Origin of the sequence: Paracoccus homiensis, from assembly GCF_900111675.1 — a bacterium.
GTDB classification, from domain to species: domain Bacteria; phylum Pseudomonadota; class Alphaproteobacteria; order Rhodobacterales; family Rhodobacteraceae; genus Paracoccus; species Paracoccus homiensis.
In genome coordinates this window covers 306,932-321,876 of record NZ_FOHO01000002.1, presented here as the reverse complement: position 1 = coordinate 321,876, position 14,945 = coordinate 306,932, and the positions used below count along the sequence as shown (strand labels likewise).

Genomic DNA, 14,945 nt, shown 5'->3' with positions numbered 1-14,945 from the left:
GGTGGCAAAACATGGCGAAAGGCGTGAAAAATCGTGGCTTTGCCGTGACTTTGCCGCGCGAAACGGCTATATCCACAGGATATTGACAGGAACGCTGACGCATGACCAATACCGCCCCGCAGCCCGCAGAATATGGCGCCGATTCAATCAAGGTTCTCAAAGGGTTGGAGGCTGTCCGCAAACGTCCCGGCATGTATATCGGCGACACGGATGACGGCAGTGGTCTGCATCACATGGTCTATGAGGTCGTCGATAACGGCATCGACGAGGCACTGGCCGGTCATGCCGATTATGTGAAGGTCAAGATTCACGCCGATAGCAGCGTCAGCGTCCGCGATAACGGGCGCGGGATTCCGGTGGACATGCACCCGACCGAAGGCGTCAGCGCGGCCGAGGTCATCATGACCCAGCTGCATGCGGGCGGCAAATTCGACCAGAACAGCTACAAGGTGTCGGGCGGTCTGCACGGTGTGGGCGTTTCGGTGGTGAACGCGCTGTCGGATTGGCTGGAACTGCGCATCTGGCGCAATGGCAAGGAACATTACGCGCGGTTCGAAAAAGGCGAAACGGCCGAGCATCTGCGCGTCGTCGGCGATGCCCCCGGCGAATCCGGATCCGAGGTGCGTTTCCTTGCCTCGTCCAAGATCAGCGATCCGAACGGCACGTTCAGCAATCTGGAATACAATTACAAGACGCTGGAAAACCGCCTGCGGGAACTGGCCTTCCTGAACAGCGGTGTCCGCATCATCCTGGAAGATGAGCGCCCCGCCGAACCCCTGCGCACAGAACTGTATTACGACGGCGGCGTGCGTGAATTCGTCAAGTTCCTTGACCGGTCCAAGACCTCGGTCATGCCCGAGCCGATCTTCATGACCGGCGAAAAGAACGGCATCGGGGTCGAGGTCGCGATGTGGTGGAATGACAGCTACCATGAAACCGTGCTGCCCTTTACCAACAACATTCCGCAGCGCGATGGCGGCACCCATATGGCGGGCTTCCGCGGCGCGTTGACCCGCGTGATCACGAAATACGCGCAGGAAAGCGGCATTGCCCGCAAGGAAAAGGTCGATTTTACCGGTGACGACGCCCGCGAGGGGCTGACCTGCGTTCTGTCGGTGAAAGTGCCCGATCCGAAATTTTCCAGCCAGACCAAGGACAAGCTGGTCTCGTCCGAGGTGCGTCCCGCTGTCGAGGGGCTGGTCGGTGAAAAACTGTCCGAGTGGTTCGAGGAAAATCCGACCGAAGCCAGGCAGATCGTCGGCAAGATCATCGAGGCCGCCCTTGCCCGCGAGGCTGCCCGCAAGGCGCGCGAACTGACCCGCCGCAAGACCGCGATGGATGTCGCCTCGCTGCCCGGCAAGCTGGCCGATTGCCAGGAAAAGGATCCCTCGCTGTCCGAATTGTTCATCGTCGAGGGTGACTCGGCAGGCGGGTCGGCCAAACAGGGCCGGTCGCGGAAAAATCAGGCCGTGCTGCCCCTGCGCGGCAAGATCCTGAACGTTGAGCGCGCGCGCTTTGACCGGATGCTGTCATCGGAAACGGTCGGCACGCTGATCACCGCGCTTGGCACCGGGATCGGGCGCGACGAATTCGACCTGAAGAAGCTGCGCTACCACAAGATCGTCATCATGACCGATGCCGATGTGGACGGCGCGCATATCCGGACGCTGCTTCTGACCTTCTTCTTCCGCCAGATGCCGGAACTGATCGAAGCGGGGCATCTCTATATCGCGCAGCCACCGCTTTACAAGGTCGGTCGCGGCCGGTCCGAGGTCTATCTGAAGAACGAAGCCGCGCTAGAGGATTACCTGATCCAGCAGGGCGTCGATGGTGCCAGCCTGCGCCTTGCCGACGGGCAGCATATCACCGGCAACGATCTGGCCCGCGTCGTCGAAGAGGCCCGGACAGCCCGCCGCGTTCTGCGCGCCTATCCCACGCATTACCCGCCCCATATCACCGAACAGGCCGCGATCGCGGGGGCGTTGGTTCCGGGCCGCGTCGACAGCGATGCCCAGGGTGTCGCCGATGCCGTTGCCGCGCGTCTGGACATGATCGCCGAGGAATATGAACGCGGCTGGACCGGTCGCCCGACGCAGGATGCCGGCATCCGTCTGACCCGCGTGCTGCGCGGGGTCGAGGAAAACCGCACGCTGGACGGTCAGATGCTGCGCAGCGGGGAAAGCCGCCGTCTGGGCGACATGACGCAGGCGTTGCAGGACGTCTATGCGCGTCCGGCCCGTCTGGTGCGCAAGGATCGCGAGATTCCGATCTTCGGTCCCCTGGGTCTGTTGCAGGCGATCTTCCTTGAAGGCGAAAAGGGCTTGTCGCTGCAGCGCTACAAGGGGCTGGGCGAGATGAATCCCGAGCAGCTGTGGGAAACCACGCTGGACCCGGTGGCCCGCACCATGCTGCAGGTCCGCATCGAGGACGTTGCCGAGGCCGAAGACCTGTTCACCAAGCTGATGGGCGATGTCGTCGAGCCGCGCCGCGAGTTCATTCAGCAAAACGCCCTGAGCGTCGAGAATCTGGATATCTAGATCCGCGACAGCCCCGGTCTTGTGGCAACCGGACCCTGCATCGCAGCAGGGTTCGGTGACCGCCGGGTCAGGGATTGCCGACCGGACCCGGCCGGGTTTCTGCTGTCAGGCCGTCGGTTCGATAAAAGGCAAGAAACATCTGGACGCAGTCGCCGATCACGGCGTCAGCGTCCAGATCGGGCTTGGCACCGGTAAGGAAAACCGGCCAGACCAGAAAATGCTTCACCATCGACAGAAGCTGACCTGTCGCAATTCCGGGATCGGCGCGACGCAATGCCCCCGACGTCATGGCGTCGCCAATGAGGGATGAAATCGGGCCATCCTGCAACGCTGCCTTGGTCAGGAATGCCTGGGCCAGTTTCTGATCTCGCAGCAATTCGGACATGACCAGACGGTTCAGGCCCATGTAATGATCGCCGGTCAGGTGGGTGACATAGTCCCTGACCGCCGCGACAAGCTGATCGCGCAGCGGTTCATCCGGTGCATAGCGCAGCTTTGGCGCGGCGGCGATTTCGTCCAGCAGGATGTCGGTGATGGCCTGGAACAGCAACTCCTTGCTTTCGAAATGCTTGTAGAGCGTGCGCTTGGACACCTCGGCCAATTCGGCGATCCGGTTGACCCTCGCCGCCGGAAAGCCCTGTTCGCGGAACTCAAGGATCGCGGCATCAAGAATATCTTTTCGTTTCTTATCAGTCAGTTTCATCTGTCCAGCCGTGTTCCACGAAGAATTTGTAAACCTGTGTGTTTACACTCATCTCCTGCCGTCATATGTAAACATCCGGGTTTACAAATGCAAGCGCCCACCGCGCGCTGACCGCAGGAGAACAGGATGGCAGATCTGACTTTCGGACCGAAGGGCTGGACGCCCGAACGCCTTGGTGATCTTTCAGGCAAGACATTCATCATCACCGGCGCGAACGCAGGCGCGGGTTTTCAGGCTGTGCGCATCCTGCTGGGCAGGGGCGCAGAGGTCGTGATGCTGAATCGCAGCGCCGAAAAGTCGACCGCCGCCGTCGCGGCATTGCAGGACGAGTTCGGTCCCGACGCGGCGGTGCGCTTTATCCTGATGGACCTTGCCAAGCAGGCATCGGTTCGCGCCGCAGCGCAAGAGGTGCTGCGCACCGTTCCGCGCATCGACGCGCTGATCTGCAACGCCGCCATCGCCCAGGTGCCGACGCGCAGGCTGACCGCCGACGGATTCGAAAGCCAGCTTGGCACCAACCATTACGGACATTTCACCCTGTGCGGGATGCTGTTCGACCGCATCGATACGAACCGGGGCAGGATCGTGGTCGTCGCCAGCCTTGGCTATAACATGGGAACGAAGACGATCCGCTTCGACGACATGAATTGGGACAGGGGCTATGGCGCGAACGCCGCCTATTCCCAAAGCAAGCTTGCGCAGATGATGTTCGCCTATGAGCTTCAGGACCGGGTCAAGGCGGCCCGGCGCAATGTCGCGGTCTATGTGTGCCATCCCGGTTCGTCCGCGACCTCGCTGATCTCGACCAGCGGCAGCCGGGCGATGCGCCTTGTCTGGTGGCTGATGACCAAGACGCCGATGGTCCAGACCGCATGGCAGGGGGCCTATCCCGAAGTCATGTGCGCCACGGAAGAGGCGCTGCCCCAGCAACGCGCATTGTACGGTCCGACCGGGGTCCGGGAATTCGTCGGCCCGGTTGGCCGCGGCACCCTGAACGCCCATGCCCATGACAAGCCGGTCATGGTCAGGCTGTGGCAGCGGTCTGAAAAGGACACCGGCCATATCTGGAGCTTGTGACCGGCCATCGCCGCGGCAACACGTCGGGAATATGTCAGGCATGGTCATGGATGGGGGGCCGTTCATCAGGCCTCGTGATGAATTTCATCAAAAGGTCAGGCTTGAGATTCCGGCGGCAAGGCTTCAAGCCTGTGGCAGTTTGTCGCGATGAAAGCCTGCCATGACCGCCTCTGCCCGTTTGTTCACCCCCGTTCTGATCGGTGGATCGCTGATCCTGCTGATCAACTTTGCGATGCGCGCCAGTTTCGGCGTGTTCCAGATCCCGATCGGCGAGGAATTCGGCTGGCCGCGGGCCGAATTCAGCCTGGCCATCGCGATCCAGAACCTTGCCTGGGGCATCGGTCAGCCGATTTTCGGAGCGCTGGCGGAACGCTGGGGGGATCGCTGGTCGATCATTCTGGGCGCGATGCTGTATTCACTGGGGCTGATCCTGTCGGCCTATGCCACGACACCCGCTTCGATGCAGATGCTGGAGGTGATGGTGGGATTTGGCATCGCGGGCACAGGCTTTGGGGTCATTCTGGCGGTGGTCGGCCGCGCGGCCAGTGACGAAAACCGCAGCCTTGCCCTGGGCATCGCCACCGCGGCGGGGTCGGCGGGGCAGGTCTTTGGCGCGCCCCTGGCCGAAATCCTGCTGGCCTATTACACATGGCAATCCGTCTTCATCATCTTCGGTGTCATGGTGCTGGCCTGTCTGGTCTTTCTGCCGATGCTGGGCGGCGGCCGCCCGGCGACACGCACCGAACTGGACGACAGCATGGGCACGGTCCTGCGCCGCGCCTTTCGCGACCCGTCCTATCTGATGATCTTTATCGGCTTCTTTTCCTGCGGCTATCAGTTGGGTTTCATCACCGCGCATTTTCCGGCCATGATTACCGAGATGTGCGGCCCCATCAGCCCCCTGGGCACGCTTGCCAGCATCGGGATCACCAGCACCTCGGCCCTGGGCGCGGCGGCGATCAGCCTGATCGGACTGGCCAATATCGTCGGCTCGATCTACGCGGGGTGGCTGGGCAAGCGGTTTACCAAGAAATACCTGCTGGCCGGGATCTATACCATGCGGACCATCGCGGCGGCGGCCTTTATCTTGATGCCGATCACGCCGACCAGCGTCATCGTCTTTTCGCTGGTCATGGGCGCATTGTGGCTGGCGACGGTGCCGCTGACCTCGGGTCTGGTCGCGCATATCTATGGGCTGCGTTACATGGGGACGCTGTATGGGTTCGTGTTTCTCAGCCATCAGATCGGGTCGTTCCTTGGGGTCTGGCTGGGTGGCGCGCTGTATGATGCCTATGGCGATTACACGCTGGTTTGGTGGGTCGGCGTGGGCGTCGGCGCGATCAGCGCGCTGATCCACCTGCCCATCCGCGAGGCCCCGGCACGTCTGCCGACAGCCGCCGCGGTTTGACCTTTCCGCGCGGCGGGCCTAGCGTCTGCCGCGCCCGGAAAGGATGCCAGAATGACCCAGACGACCAGACGCCACCCCCGCGAACACGCCATCGCCGTTCGCTATCAACAGCGCTCGGCCGAGGTTCGGGCCCTGCAACGGCAATGCTATGTGCTGGCCACGCTGCGCCTGCAGGCGGCGGTTGCCGGGAATGGCGGTCAGGGCGCGGGTCTGGCCGTGGTCAGCGATATCGACGAAACCATTCTGGACAACAGCGCCGTCATGGCCCACGCGATGGACAATGGCGGGCATGACAATCTGGACACCTGGAAGCTGTGGGAACGCGAAGGCGACCCGCATCTGATCCCCGGCGCGGCCGAATTCTTTGCGCTGGCCGACCGTCTGGGCGTGACCATTTTCTATGTCTCCGACCGGTTCGATGAAAACAAGCTGGCGACCATTGCAACCCTGTCGAAGCTGGGTCTGCCGCAGGTTCGCGCCGAACAGGTTCAGCTGTTCGGCCCCCCCAAGGCCGAGCGTCGCGCCGCGATCGAGGCAGCGCACCGCATCATCTTGCAGCTGGGCGACACGCTGCATGACTTCCACGGGGCCTTTGCCGGTGTCGATCTGGATGACCAGCACCGCCTGACCGAAACACATGCGGACCGTTTCGGCGAAGACTGGATCGTTTTTCCCAATGCCGCCCATGGCACCTGGATGGAGGCCGATCTGCGCCCCTGGATCGCGCCGGTTCTGGACAAGGTCTGATCGCTGCTGCTGAAATGGGGCAGGTGATCCGGGGACGATTTGGATGTTGACGGAACTGCTGCTGGGCAGCGCGCTGATTGTGACAAGCGCGGTCATCGCCGCGGCGGGCTGGTGGGGGTTGTCCTATCTGCTGGGACATTGGCGCGACTGGCTGTCACGGCCGCCACATGGCCCAAAGCTGATGGGGACATTGGTCGTCGCGATGCTGTGGACGATGGTCATGATGACCATATCGGTCTGGATCTGGGCGCTGGCCTTCGTGGCGCTGGATGTATTTCCGACCCTGGAAAGCAGCGTCTATTTTTCGCTTGTGGCCTTTACCACATTGGGGCTGGGCGATCTGGTGCCGCCGCCGGGGTGGCGAATTCTGGGCGGTCTGGCGGCGGCGAACGGGCTGCTGTTGATGGGGCTTTTGTCGGCCACGCTGATCGAAACCCTGCGCCGCATTCACCAGAAACAGCGCGACTGGCGGGACCGAGCTTCCTAACGCTGACAGGTCGGGCAGTAAAAGCTGGACCGCCCCGATTGCACCACGCGACGGACCGTACCGGGGCAATCCGCCTTGCCGCATGGCTGGCCCTCGCGGTCATAGACGGCAAAGCTGTGCTGGAAATAACCCAGCTCGCCCGAGGCCTGCCGGTGATCGCGCAGCGATGAACCGCCCGCCGCGATCGCCTCGTCCAGCACATCCCGGATGTGGCCGACCAGCGTGGTCAGCCGCGCCATTCCGATCCGGCCCGCCGCGCGGCGCGGGTCGATGCCGGCCCGCCACAGCGCCTCGTTCACATAGATATTGCCCAGCCCGGCCACGATGCGCTGATCCAGCAGCGCCTGTTTCACCGGTGCCCGGCGTCCATCGAACCGCGCCGCCAGATAGGCGGGCGAAAAGGCGGCATCCATCGGTTCCGGCCCCAGATGATCCAGCAACGGGTGGCTGTCGCCCTCGCGGATCAGGTCGACCATGCCAAAGCGGCGTGCGTCGTTGAAGGTGATCGTGGTCCCGGCCTCGGTCGTCAGGACGACGTGATCGTGCCGGGCGATGATGCCGGGATCGCGGTGAAAGCCCGCCAGCCCCGCCCCCTCGACCAGCATCCGGCCCGACATGCCCAGATGCATCAGCAGGATCCCGCCCCGGTCCAGATCGGCCAGCAGGTATTTGGACCGCCGCCGCAGCGCGGTGACGGTGGCCCCGGTCAGCACCTGTACCAGATCCACGGGCATGGGCCAGCGCAGATCGGGCCTGCGCATTTCGGCGCGGGCGATGCGGTGGCCTTCCAGATGCGGCTGAAGGCCGCGCCTGACTGTTTCGACTTCCGGCAGTTCTGGCAATCCTGGTCCTTTCGCTGCATTGTGCGCGCGATGCGTCAGGCTTATCTGGCGACTAGGCGGATAAACGGCAAGCGTGATGAGCGACAAGAAACAAACCCATTTCGGTTTTCAGACGGTGGACGAAGACGCCAAGGCGGGCATGGTTCACGGCGTCTTTTCGCGTGTCGCCTCGCGTTACGACCTGATGAACGACCTGATGAGCGCGGGAATCCACCGCGTCTGGAAGAACGCGATGATGGACTGGCTGGCCCCGCGGGCCGGTCAGCATCTGCTGGACGTGGCGGGCGGCACCGGCGATATCGCCTTTCGGTTTCTGGATCGCGCCCCCGAGGCCCGCGTTACCGTCTGCGACATGACCGAATCCATGCTGGTCGAGGGGCGCAAGCGTGCCGAGGCCGTGGAACTGGACGACAGGCTTGCCTGGGTCACGGGCGACGCGATGCGGCTGCCCTTCGCCGATAACAGCTTTGACCGCTATACGATCAGCTTCGGCATCCGCAACGTGACCCGCATCCCCGACGCCCTGGCCGAGGCCTATCGCGTGCTGCGCCCCGGCGGGCGGCTGATGGTTCTGGAATTCAACCAGATCCCGGTTCCCGCAATGCAATGGGCCTATGACCGCTACAGCTTTAACGTCATCCCGGCGATGGGGCAGGCCGTGACCGGCGACCGCGACAGCTATCAATATCTCGTCGAATCGATCCGCCGCTTTCCCGATCAGGACAGGTTTGCCGACATGATCCGCCATGCGGGCTTTGGCCGGGTACAGTGGCGCAACCTGTCGATGGGCATTGCCGCCCTGCATTCGGGTTGGAAGCTTTAATGCGCGGACCGCACAACATCCTGCGGCTGATCCGCACAGGCGCCACCTTCGAACGCACCGGCGCGATGGGTGTCGCGCTGGATGCCGTCGATGCGCCGCCGCGCCTGCGGGTGGCGGCGCGGGTGATGGGCTGGCCGTTTCGCTGGCTGGGCTACAAGGGCGATCCGAACCTGCCGCCGGTGACCCGCGCGATCACCGCGCTGGGTCCGGCCTATATCAAGTTCGGCCAGATCCTTTCGACCCGCGCCGATGTGGTCGGCCCGGAACTGGCGGGCCATTTGCGGATGTTGCAGGATCGGCTGCCACCGTTTCCGACCGATCAGGCCAAGGCCATCATCGAGGCCGAACTGCGTCAGCCCGTCGATGCGCTGTTCTCGGAATTTTCCGAGCCCGTGGCGGCGGCCTCGATCGCGCAGGTTCACCGCGCCCGCGTTCGCGAAACCGGCCGCGAGGTCGCGGTCAAGGTGCTGCGTCCGGGCATCGCTGCCGCCTTCCGCCGCGATATCGATGCCTTCCATTTCGCCGCCGGCATCATCGAGACGCTGTCACCCGGCAGCCGCCGCCTGCGCCCGCGCGATGTGGTCAGCCATTTCCAAAGCGTGGTGACCGGCGAACAGGACATGCGCCTGGAAGCCGCCGCCGCGTCGGAATTTGCAGAAAACACCCGCAACGACGACAATTTCCAGATCCCCGAACCGCATTGGATCCTGTCGGGGCGGCGGGTGCTGACCTCGGACTGGGCCGAGGGTCTGCCGATGGGCGACCGCGAGGCGCTGATCGCGGCGGGCCATGATGTCAGCCAGATCGCAAAGCGCGTGATCCAGCTGTTTCTGCAGCACGCGCTGCGCGACGGGTTCTTTCACGCCGACATGCATCACGGCAACCTGAAGGTCGCGGCGAATGGCGATGTGATCGCCTATGATTTCGGCATCATGGGCGAGATCGACGAATATACCCGCCGCGTCTATGCCGAAATCCTGTACGGCTTTATCCAGCGCGATTACCGCCGCGTGGCCCGCGTCCATTTCGAGGCGGGCTATGTGCCGCGCGACCGTGACGAAACCCAGTTCGCCCGCGCCCTGCGCGCGGTGGGCGAGCCGATCTTCGGCGCCGATGCCAGCCGCATCTCGATGGCCAGCCTGCTGGCCTATCTGTTCGAAGTGACCGAGCGGTTCGGCATGCCCACGCGGACCGAACTGATCCTGCTGCAACGCACCATGGTCGTGGTCGAGGGCGTGGCCCGGTCGCTGGATCCGCAGCTGAATATCTGGGACGCGGCCAAGCCTGTCGTGTCGGATTACATCAAGGAAAATCTGGGTCCGCGGGCAATTGCCAAGGACACGGCCAAGGTGGTGCAGACGCTGGGGCGGTATGGTCCGCTGCTGCCCAATCTGGTCGATCAGATCCTGTGGGAACGCGCCCATGCCCGGCCCGCGCCGGCGGTGCCGTCGCGCAAACCCTGGGTCGCGATGGCGGCGGGTGCCGCGACGCTGGTCGTCGGGCTGGGTCTGGGGATGATGCTGGCCTGACGGATCAGAAACACAGGATCTCGGCCTCGGCCTCGGCGCGGCGCAGTCTGGCGACGATTTCGGTCATCTGCGCCATGCCCTTGAACATCGAAGCGCGTTCGCCGCTGACCTGCCGCATCCGCAGCACGGTTTCGGCCTGCACGTAATCCTTGTAGGTCAGGACCGAGGCGATCTGGTCGATGGCACAGGAACACCGATCCAGCATGTCGCGCGTCTGGCCATTGGTCGCCATGCAGGCAAAGACATATTCGGCCCGCGCATTGGTCGGATAATCGTTCACCGCCTGCGCCATGCCCGGCGTCGCGGGCAGGATCATCGCAAGCACCAGAACCGCCGCCCTCATTTCAGAACCATGTGACGGTCATAGCCCGGCGTCTCGCCCTGCGTGCGGGCGCGCATTTCCCGGATGGGCCGGGCGGGATCGTCGTCCAGATGAAACGTCAGGGTCAGCGTCTGAAAGCCGTGCATCCTTTCGGCGTTCGGGTCATCGGCAAAGGGCTGGAACCGCGCGGTCCGGCCGTTCTGATCGGGGGTGATGTCGCCGCCCCGGAAGACCGCATCCTTGATCCGGTTGCGGATATAGAACGGGCTGCCCCCGGTCAGCGCCGCCATGTCGCGGGTGGTCTGTTCCAGAAAGAAGGTCAGCACCGGATCACCGCCTGAAACCGGGAACGGCCCGATCTTGCGACTGCGATCGTCGGTCTTCTGGACGACCTGCAACACCGGCTGATTGTCCGAAGGGTCGATGGTTTCCGCAAGTTGCAGGCTGCCATCGGCGACGGGCAGAAACCCGTCGACCTGCGGTCCCTGCACCTGCATCCGGTAGGTCAGCACCTGATCGCCAAGCGCCCAGGGACCGCGTTCGGCAAAGACCGCATCGCCCGCCTCGCCGGCCCATGCGGGGGCGGACAGGACCAGGCCAAGGATCAGCGCGGCCAGATCATGGGGGCGTCTCATCGGTGGGCCTTTCGGTGGTTTCGGTTGAGCCGAGTTTGCGCCGGGGCCGGGACGCGACAAAGCGCTGTGACGGCGTTCTCATCCCTTGGTCGCAGCCCCGTCATCGCAGCAGATCGACCAGCGCCTCGCCCAGTTCCGAGGGGCGGACGGGTTTTTCCAGCAGGGGCACGCCGCGCGCGGCGCAGGCGCGGGCGATGTCGGGGTCGCGATGGGCGGTCACGACGACGGCCGGAACCGGACGTGCCGCCGCCGCCCGCAACGCATCAATGGCCGCAATTCCGGTATCGCCGCCCTCAAGGCTGTAATCGGCGATGATCGCGTCGGGCGGTTCGTCGCCCATGGCCGCCAGCGCCTCGGCGGTGCCGCCGGTGACGCGCGGGATCATGCCCAGCCGTTCCGCCAGAATCATCTCGTAGCCGCGGCGCATGGCATCGTCGTTTTCCACGACCAGCGCGACGCGCCCACGCAGGCGCCGGATCGCGGCATCCTGCGGCGTGCTGCGGCGTGGCGCATCGCCGTCGATCAGGGGCAGTCCGACGCGGAACAGCGTGCCGCGCATCGCCTCGGAGCTTAGGCTGATCGGATGGCCCAGCTTGGCGCAGGCGCGGCGCACGATCGACAGGCCCAGCCCCATTCCCGGCGTGCCTGAATCATGCCCAAGCCGCTGAAATTCATCGAAGATCCGGTTGCGATCGACGGCGGGGATGCCCATGCCGCTGTCAAAGACGCAAAGCCAGCCGACCGCGCCGCGCCGCCGCACGCCGACGACGACACCGCCTGTATGGGTATACTTGATCGCGTTCGAAACCAGGTTCTGCGCGATCCGCCGCAGGAAGATCGGATCGCTTTCGACCACGACATCGGTCGGCACGAAACCAAGTCGCAGCCCCTTGGCCTGCGCCATCGGCGCGAATTCGGCCGCCAGCCTGCGAAACAGATCGCCAAGCGCGACGGGTTGGCGGTTGAACTCGATCCGCTGACTGTCCAGCCGCGAAATGTCCAAGACGGCATGCATCAGCTGTTCGACCGATTCGAAGGCGCCGGACAGCCGCTGGGTCAGTTCTTTCTGCTGATCGTCCATCGGCGTGTCGGTCAGCGCCGACAAGAACAGCCGCGCGGCTGACAGCGGCTGCACCAGATCATGACTGGCCGCGCGCAGGAAACGTGTCTTGGATCGGTTCGCCTCTTCGGCGGCGGCGCGTGCGACGGCCAGTTCGCGGTTGCGTTGCGACAGATCGGCCATCGCCTGTTCCAGTTCGCGCGTTCGGGCCATCACCTCTTGTTCCAGGGCGACGGCGGCCTGAAACATCGACCATGCCGACCCACGCGACGCTTCCAGCCGGTCGATCCTGTCGATCAGCACATCCGAAATGCGCCGCAGCTTGGCCACCTGCCGTTCGGGCGGATCGTCGTCACGCAGCATCTATGGGTCGGTCCGATGGAGGCGGCATGAAGGCCAGCCCGACAAATGTCTGGTTCACATGCATCCCGCTGTGTTGTTCGCCATAGGTGTTGAAACCGATCACGCGAAAGCGCGAAAAGATCCCCGACATATCGGCGACCCGACCCGCGCGTTCCAGCGCAAGCCGGCGCAGGATGCAGTCGAAGCCAAGGATCATCAGCGGCGGACGCGGCAGCGATTCCAGCGCCTCGGTAAAGCCTTGGGTCAGATCCTCGCTGCGGCCAAGGGTCAGGACGGTGCCGGTATCGATGGCCGACATCAGGGCCAGACCGCCATCCGGGGTGGCTTCGCTGATGGCGCGGACATGATGGCGCTGCCCCGTACGCAAAAGCAGCGGGCTGCGGGCAAAATCCGTTGGCGTCAACCGGTCGCGCGGGATGCCGGTCAGGCGGGCATATTCCTCGGCGGCGGGTTCGGCGTTCAGTTCAAGGATCTGCCGCCGATCCGGGCTGGCGGCGGTGACGACGGCGCGGGTGGTGGTGGGGCTGAAATGCGAAAACGTGACCTCGCTGACCGACAGATCGGTTTCGATCAGCAGAAAAATCGCCACGTCCTGATGCAGTTCGCCGTTCAGAAACAGGGTGGTGCTGCGAAATTCCAGCCCGTCGCCGGCCGAGCCTCCGATAACGGGCAGCGCGGGCAGGGCGGCCTCGACCGTGGCGACCAGCGCATCTTCCTGCCCGGTCACGCCGTCGACCAGAAGGATGCCAAAGCTGGATCGCGATGGATCGGCGGCAAAGCCCGCATTCATCTGCCGCAGCGATGCCATCCAGTTCGACACCGGAAGCGACGAAAGATTTTTCAGGATCAGTGCATTGGCGCGAAAGCTGTCACGCGGAAAGCCGATCGCGACCACGCTGTCGCTGCTATAGCCGTCAGGCCCGATTTCCCCCGCCGAGGAACAGCCCGCCACCATGCAGTCATCGGGCAGTCCATCGCGCAGGCTGTCGCCCAGCTCGGCAAGCTGCTGTCCCGCCGCGCCGAACAGCAACACGAAGGCGGGATTTGCGGCGCGCAGACCGGCCCCAAGGCGCGCAGCCAGATTGGGGGCCTTGCGGTCGGCCTGCACGACCACCGGCCCGGCCGGACCCTCCTTCACGGCCGGGGCGGTATTCATCAATTGGCCTCGAACAACCGGATGGTATTGGCCAACAGCACCGCCTGCGTTCGCCTGCGGGCATTGATCTTGGACATGATCGCCGTGATGTGGGTCTTTACGGTCGCTTCGGCGATGGACAGTTCATAGCTGATTTCCTTGTTGGCCTTGCCTTGGCAGATCAGTCGCAGAATGCGCATCTGCTGGGGCGTCAGCGTGGCAAAACGGCGCGCCAGTTCGGCGCGGGCCTCATCCTCGGCATTGGCCTGATCGGGCTGATAGCCTTCCGGGGTGACGAACTCGCCGTCCCACATGCGGCGCAGGCTGTCGACCAGCGCCTCGCGGCTTAGCGATTTGCTGATATAGCCCTGCGCCCCCGCCGCCATCGCGGCCGAGATCATCGCCGTTTCCAGATCGGCCGAAATCATCGTGATCGGGACATCGGGCAATTGCCGGCGCAGCGTCACCAACCCTTCGGCCCCGCGGGCGTCGGGCAGGTTCAGATCAAGGATCACGGCATCGGGTTCGCCCTGATCGCGAATCTGTTCCACGGCGGCGGCGAGGCTGCGCGCGGTGCGCACATTGCGCAGGCCAAAGCTGATCTTCAGCGTCAGCGCCAGCGCGTCGCACATCAGCGGATGGTCGTCGACGATCAGAATTTCGCGGACCTGATCCGCATTTGGCCGTGGCGCCTGCGGCCCCTTGGGCTGCATTGCTGCGGCAGTCATCGCGGCTCCTCCCAAACCTTTGAAAGACGGCACCGCCCCTCCCCGGCGGGACCGTCTGATACATCAATTCTAGGCGGGGTCTGTCACAAAGCAAGCCCGATCTACGACTTCGGTGTGATCAGACACCGCCACCGGCCGCCGTTTCCGATGGGTTTCCCCGCGCCGGGCTAGGACCGCGCAGCCGCAACAGAGATCGCGGCGACTGGAAAGGACCAGATGATGACAAAAGCACTTATTCTTGCCCTGACGGGGCTGTCGGTTTTGATCGCGGGCGCCGCGTCGGCGCATGAGACGCGGCCGGATCCCGCCGCGATGATGCAGCGGCTTGACCTGAACAAGGATGGCAAGGTGACCAAGGCCGAATTCATCAGGGCGGCTGCGCAGCGTCCGCAGCACGATCATGACGACAGGCGCGACGATGCCAGGCGCGGCAACCCCGAACGGATGTTCCAGCGTCTGGACCGCAACAATGACGGCGTGCTGACCAAGGCCGAACTGTCGCAGGCGAAGCCGCGCAAGAAGGGCTGACGCCCACCAACGGGGTCGCGC

15 protein-coding genes are annotated in these 14,945 nt (G+C 64.1%); 8 read left to right on the top strand and 7 right to left on the bottom strand.

The window, feature by feature from the left end; all coding sequences use genetic code 11:
• Window positions 1–101 precede the first annotated feature (101 nt).
• Window positions 102–2,537 (top strand): DNA topoisomerase (ATP-hydrolyzing) subunit B, encoded by a 2,436-nt coding sequence (gene gyrB, locus BMX67_RS03905; protein ID WP_090732645.1) that lies wholly within the window; start codon window positions 102–104, stop codon window positions 2,535–2,537.
• A gap of 67 nt (window positions 2,538–2,604) precedes the next feature.
• Here the strand turns inward: gyrB and BMX67_RS03900 are convergent, their stop codons facing one another.
• Window positions 2,605–3,240 carry a TetR/AcrR family transcriptional regulator gene (locus tag BMX67_RS03900; RefSeq protein ID WP_090732643.1) on the bottom strand — a complete coding sequence of 212 codons (636 nt, stop codon included), beginning with the start codon at window positions 3,238–3,240 and terminating at the stop codon, window positions 2,605–2,607.
• 126 nt (window positions 3,241–3,366) lie between these two features.
• Here BMX67_RS03900 and BMX67_RS03895 point away from each other — a divergent pair, with 126 nt between their 5' ends.
• The 4 genes from BMX67_RS03895 (at window position 3,367) to BMX67_RS03880 (ending at window position 6,959) form a co-directional block, all read left to right on the top strand.
• Window positions 3,367–4,317: an SDR family NAD(P)-dependent oxidoreductase gene (locus BMX67_RS03895; RefSeq protein WP_090732642.1), complete on the top strand. Its 951-nt coding sequence runs from the start codon at window positions 3,367–3,369 to the stop codon at window positions 4,315–4,317.
• A gap of 160 nt (window positions 4,318–4,477) precedes the next feature.
• The gene (locus BMX67_RS03890; RefSeq protein WP_090732641.1) at window positions 4,478–5,725 is read left to right on the top strand and encodes an MFS transporter; all 1,248 of its coding nucleotides are present in this window, start codon (window positions 4,478–4,480) and stop codon (window positions 5,723–5,725) included.
• Window positions 5,726–5,776: 51 nt separating this feature from the next.
• Window positions 5,777–6,472, top strand: a complete 696-nt coding sequence (locus BMX67_RS03885) for a 5'-nucleotidase, lipoprotein e(P4) family (protein WP_090732639.1) — start codon at window positions 5,777–5,779, stop codon at window positions 6,470–6,472.
• Window positions 6,473–6,515: 43 nt separating this feature from the next.
• On the top strand, window positions 6,516–6,959 hold the full coding sequence (locus tag BMX67_RS03880) for a potassium channel family protein (RefSeq protein WP_090732637.1): 444 nt from the start codon (window positions 6,516–6,518) through the stop codon (window positions 6,957–6,959).
• Here the strand turns inward: BMX67_RS03880 and mutM are convergent.
• Entirely contained in the window at window positions 6,956–7,801 is an 846-nt protein-coding gene (mutM, locus tag BMX67_RS03875; RefSeq protein WP_090732636.1) for a bifunctional DNA-formamidopyrimidine glycosylase/DNA-(apurinic or apyrimidinic site) lyase, read from the bottom strand. The two genes, BMX67_RS03880 and mutM, sit on opposite strands and share 4 nt — an antisense overlap.
• A 76-nt stretch (window positions 7,802–7,877) precedes the next feature.
• Here mutM and ubiE point away from each other — a divergent pair, with 76 nt between their 5' ends.
• Together ubiE and ubiB are read left to right on the top strand one after the other, a co-directional pair.
• Window positions 7,878–8,624: a bifunctional demethylmenaquinone methyltransferase/2-methoxy-6-polyprenyl-1,4-benzoquinol methylase UbiE gene (ubiE, locus tag BMX67_RS03870; RefSeq protein ID WP_090732635.1), complete on the top strand. Its 747-nt coding sequence runs from the start codon at window positions 7,878–7,880 to the stop codon at window positions 8,622–8,624.
• Complete coding sequence (ubiB, locus tag BMX67_RS03865; RefSeq protein ID WP_090732633.1) at window positions 8,624–10,153, top strand: 2-polyprenylphenol 6-hydroxylase; 1,530 nt, start codon at window positions 8,624–8,626, stop codon at window positions 10,151–10,153. The genes ubiE and ubiB overlap by 1 nt, the downstream gene beginning before the upstream one ends.
• A 4-nt stretch (window positions 10,154–10,157) precedes the next feature.
• On the opposite strand, the gene BMX67_RS03860 is transcribed toward ubiB, so the two are convergent.
• From BMX67_RS03860 to BMX67_RS03840, 5 genes are all read right to left on the bottom strand, one after another.
• The gene (locus BMX67_RS03860; RefSeq protein WP_090732632.1) at window positions 10,158–10,496 is read right to left on the bottom strand and encodes a hypothetical protein; all 339 of its coding nucleotides are present in this window, start codon (window positions 10,494–10,496) and stop codon (window positions 10,158–10,160) included.
• Window positions 10,493–11,110 carry a hypothetical protein gene (locus tag BMX67_RS03855; RefSeq protein ID WP_090732630.1) on the bottom strand — a complete coding sequence of 206 codons (618 nt, stop codon included), beginning with the start codon at window positions 11,108–11,110 and terminating at the stop codon, window positions 10,493–10,495. The genes BMX67_RS03860 and BMX67_RS03855 overlap by 4 nt, the downstream gene beginning before the upstream one ends.
• A 100-nt stretch (window positions 11,111–11,210) precedes the next feature.
• Window positions 11,211–12,533, bottom strand: coding sequence for an ATP-binding response regulator (locus BMX67_RS03850; protein WP_090732629.1), 1,323 nt, complete (start codon window positions 12,531–12,533; stop codon window positions 11,211–11,213).
• Window positions 12,523–13,689 (bottom strand): FIST N-terminal domain-containing protein, encoded by a 1,167-nt coding sequence (locus BMX67_RS03845; RefSeq protein ID WP_090732627.1) that lies wholly within the window; start codon window positions 13,687–13,689, stop codon window positions 12,523–12,525. The genes BMX67_RS03850 and BMX67_RS03845 overlap by 11 nt, the downstream gene beginning before the upstream one ends.
• Window positions 13,689–14,396: a response regulator gene (locus tag BMX67_RS03840; protein ID WP_090732625.1), complete on the bottom strand. Its 708-nt coding sequence runs from the start codon at window positions 14,394–14,396 to the stop codon at window positions 13,689–13,691. The genes BMX67_RS03845 and BMX67_RS03840 overlap by 1 nt, the downstream gene beginning before the upstream one ends.
• 219 nt (window positions 14,397–14,615) lie before the next feature.
• On the opposite strand from BMX67_RS03840, the gene BMX67_RS03835 reads away from it, so the two are divergent.
• Window positions 14,616–14,924 (top strand): EF-hand domain-containing protein, encoded by a 309-nt coding sequence (locus tag BMX67_RS03835; RefSeq protein ID WP_175479802.1) that lies wholly within the window; start codon window positions 14,616–14,618, stop codon window positions 14,922–14,924.
• Window positions 14,925–14,945 lie beyond the last annotated feature (21 nt).

What these genes read in the sequence shown, in the direction of transcription:
- gyrB (WP_090732645.1), top strand. Translation starts at nt 102, where the DNA reads ATGACCAATACCGCCCCGCAGCCCGCAGAATATGGCGCCGATTCAATC.
- BMX67_RS03900 (WP_090732643.1), bottom strand. Translation starts at nt 3,240, where the DNA reads ATGAAACTGACTGATAAGAAACGAAAAGATATTCTTGATGCCGCGATC.
- BMX67_RS03895 (WP_090732642.1), top strand. Translation starts at nt 3,367, where the DNA reads ATGGCAGATCTGACTTTCGGACCGAAGGGCTGGACGCCCGAACGCCTT.
- BMX67_RS03890 (WP_090732641.1), top strand. Translation starts at nt 4,478, where the DNA reads ATGACCGCCTCTGCCCGTTTGTTCACCCCCGTTCTGATCGGTGGATCG.
- BMX67_RS03885 (WP_090732639.1), top strand. Translation starts at nt 5,777, where the DNA reads ATGACCCAGACGACCAGACGCCACCCCCGCGAACACGCCATCGCCGTT.
- BMX67_RS03880 (WP_090732637.1), top strand. Translation starts at nt 6,516, where the DNA reads ATGTTGACGGAACTGCTGCTGGGCAGCGCGCTGATTGTGACAAGCGCG.
- ubiE (WP_090732635.1), top strand. Translation starts at nt 7,878, where the DNA reads ATGAGCGACAAGAAACAAACCCATTTCGGTTTTCAGACGGTGGACGAA.
- ubiB (WP_090732633.1), top strand. Translation starts at nt 8,624, where the DNA reads ATGCGCGGACCGCACAACATCCTGCGGCTGATCCGCACAGGCGCCACC.
- BMX67_RS03860 (WP_090732632.1), bottom strand. Translation starts at nt 10,496, where the DNA reads ATGAGGGCGGCGGTTCTGGTGCTTGCGATGATCCTGCCCGCGACGCCG.
- BMX67_RS03855 (WP_090732630.1), bottom strand. Translation starts at nt 11,110, where the DNA reads ATGAGACGCCCCCATGATCTGGCCGCGCTGATCCTTGGCCTGGTCCTG.
- BMX67_RS03850 (WP_090732629.1), bottom strand. Translation starts at nt 12,533, where the DNA reads ATGCTGCGTGACGACGATCCGCCCGAACGGCAGGTGGCCAAGCTGCGG.
- BMX67_RS03845 (WP_090732627.1), bottom strand. Translation starts at nt 13,689, where the DNA reads ATGAATACCGCCCCGGCCGTGAAGGAGGGTCCGGCCGGGCCGGTGGTC.
- BMX67_RS03840 (WP_090732625.1), bottom strand. Translation starts at nt 14,396, where the DNA reads ATGACTGCCGCAGCAATGCAGCCCAAGGGGCCGCAGGCGCCACGGCCA.
- BMX67_RS03835 (WP_175479802.1), top strand. Translation starts at nt 14,616, where the DNA reads ATGACAAAAGCACTTATTCTTGCCCTGACGGGGCTGTCGGTTTTGATC.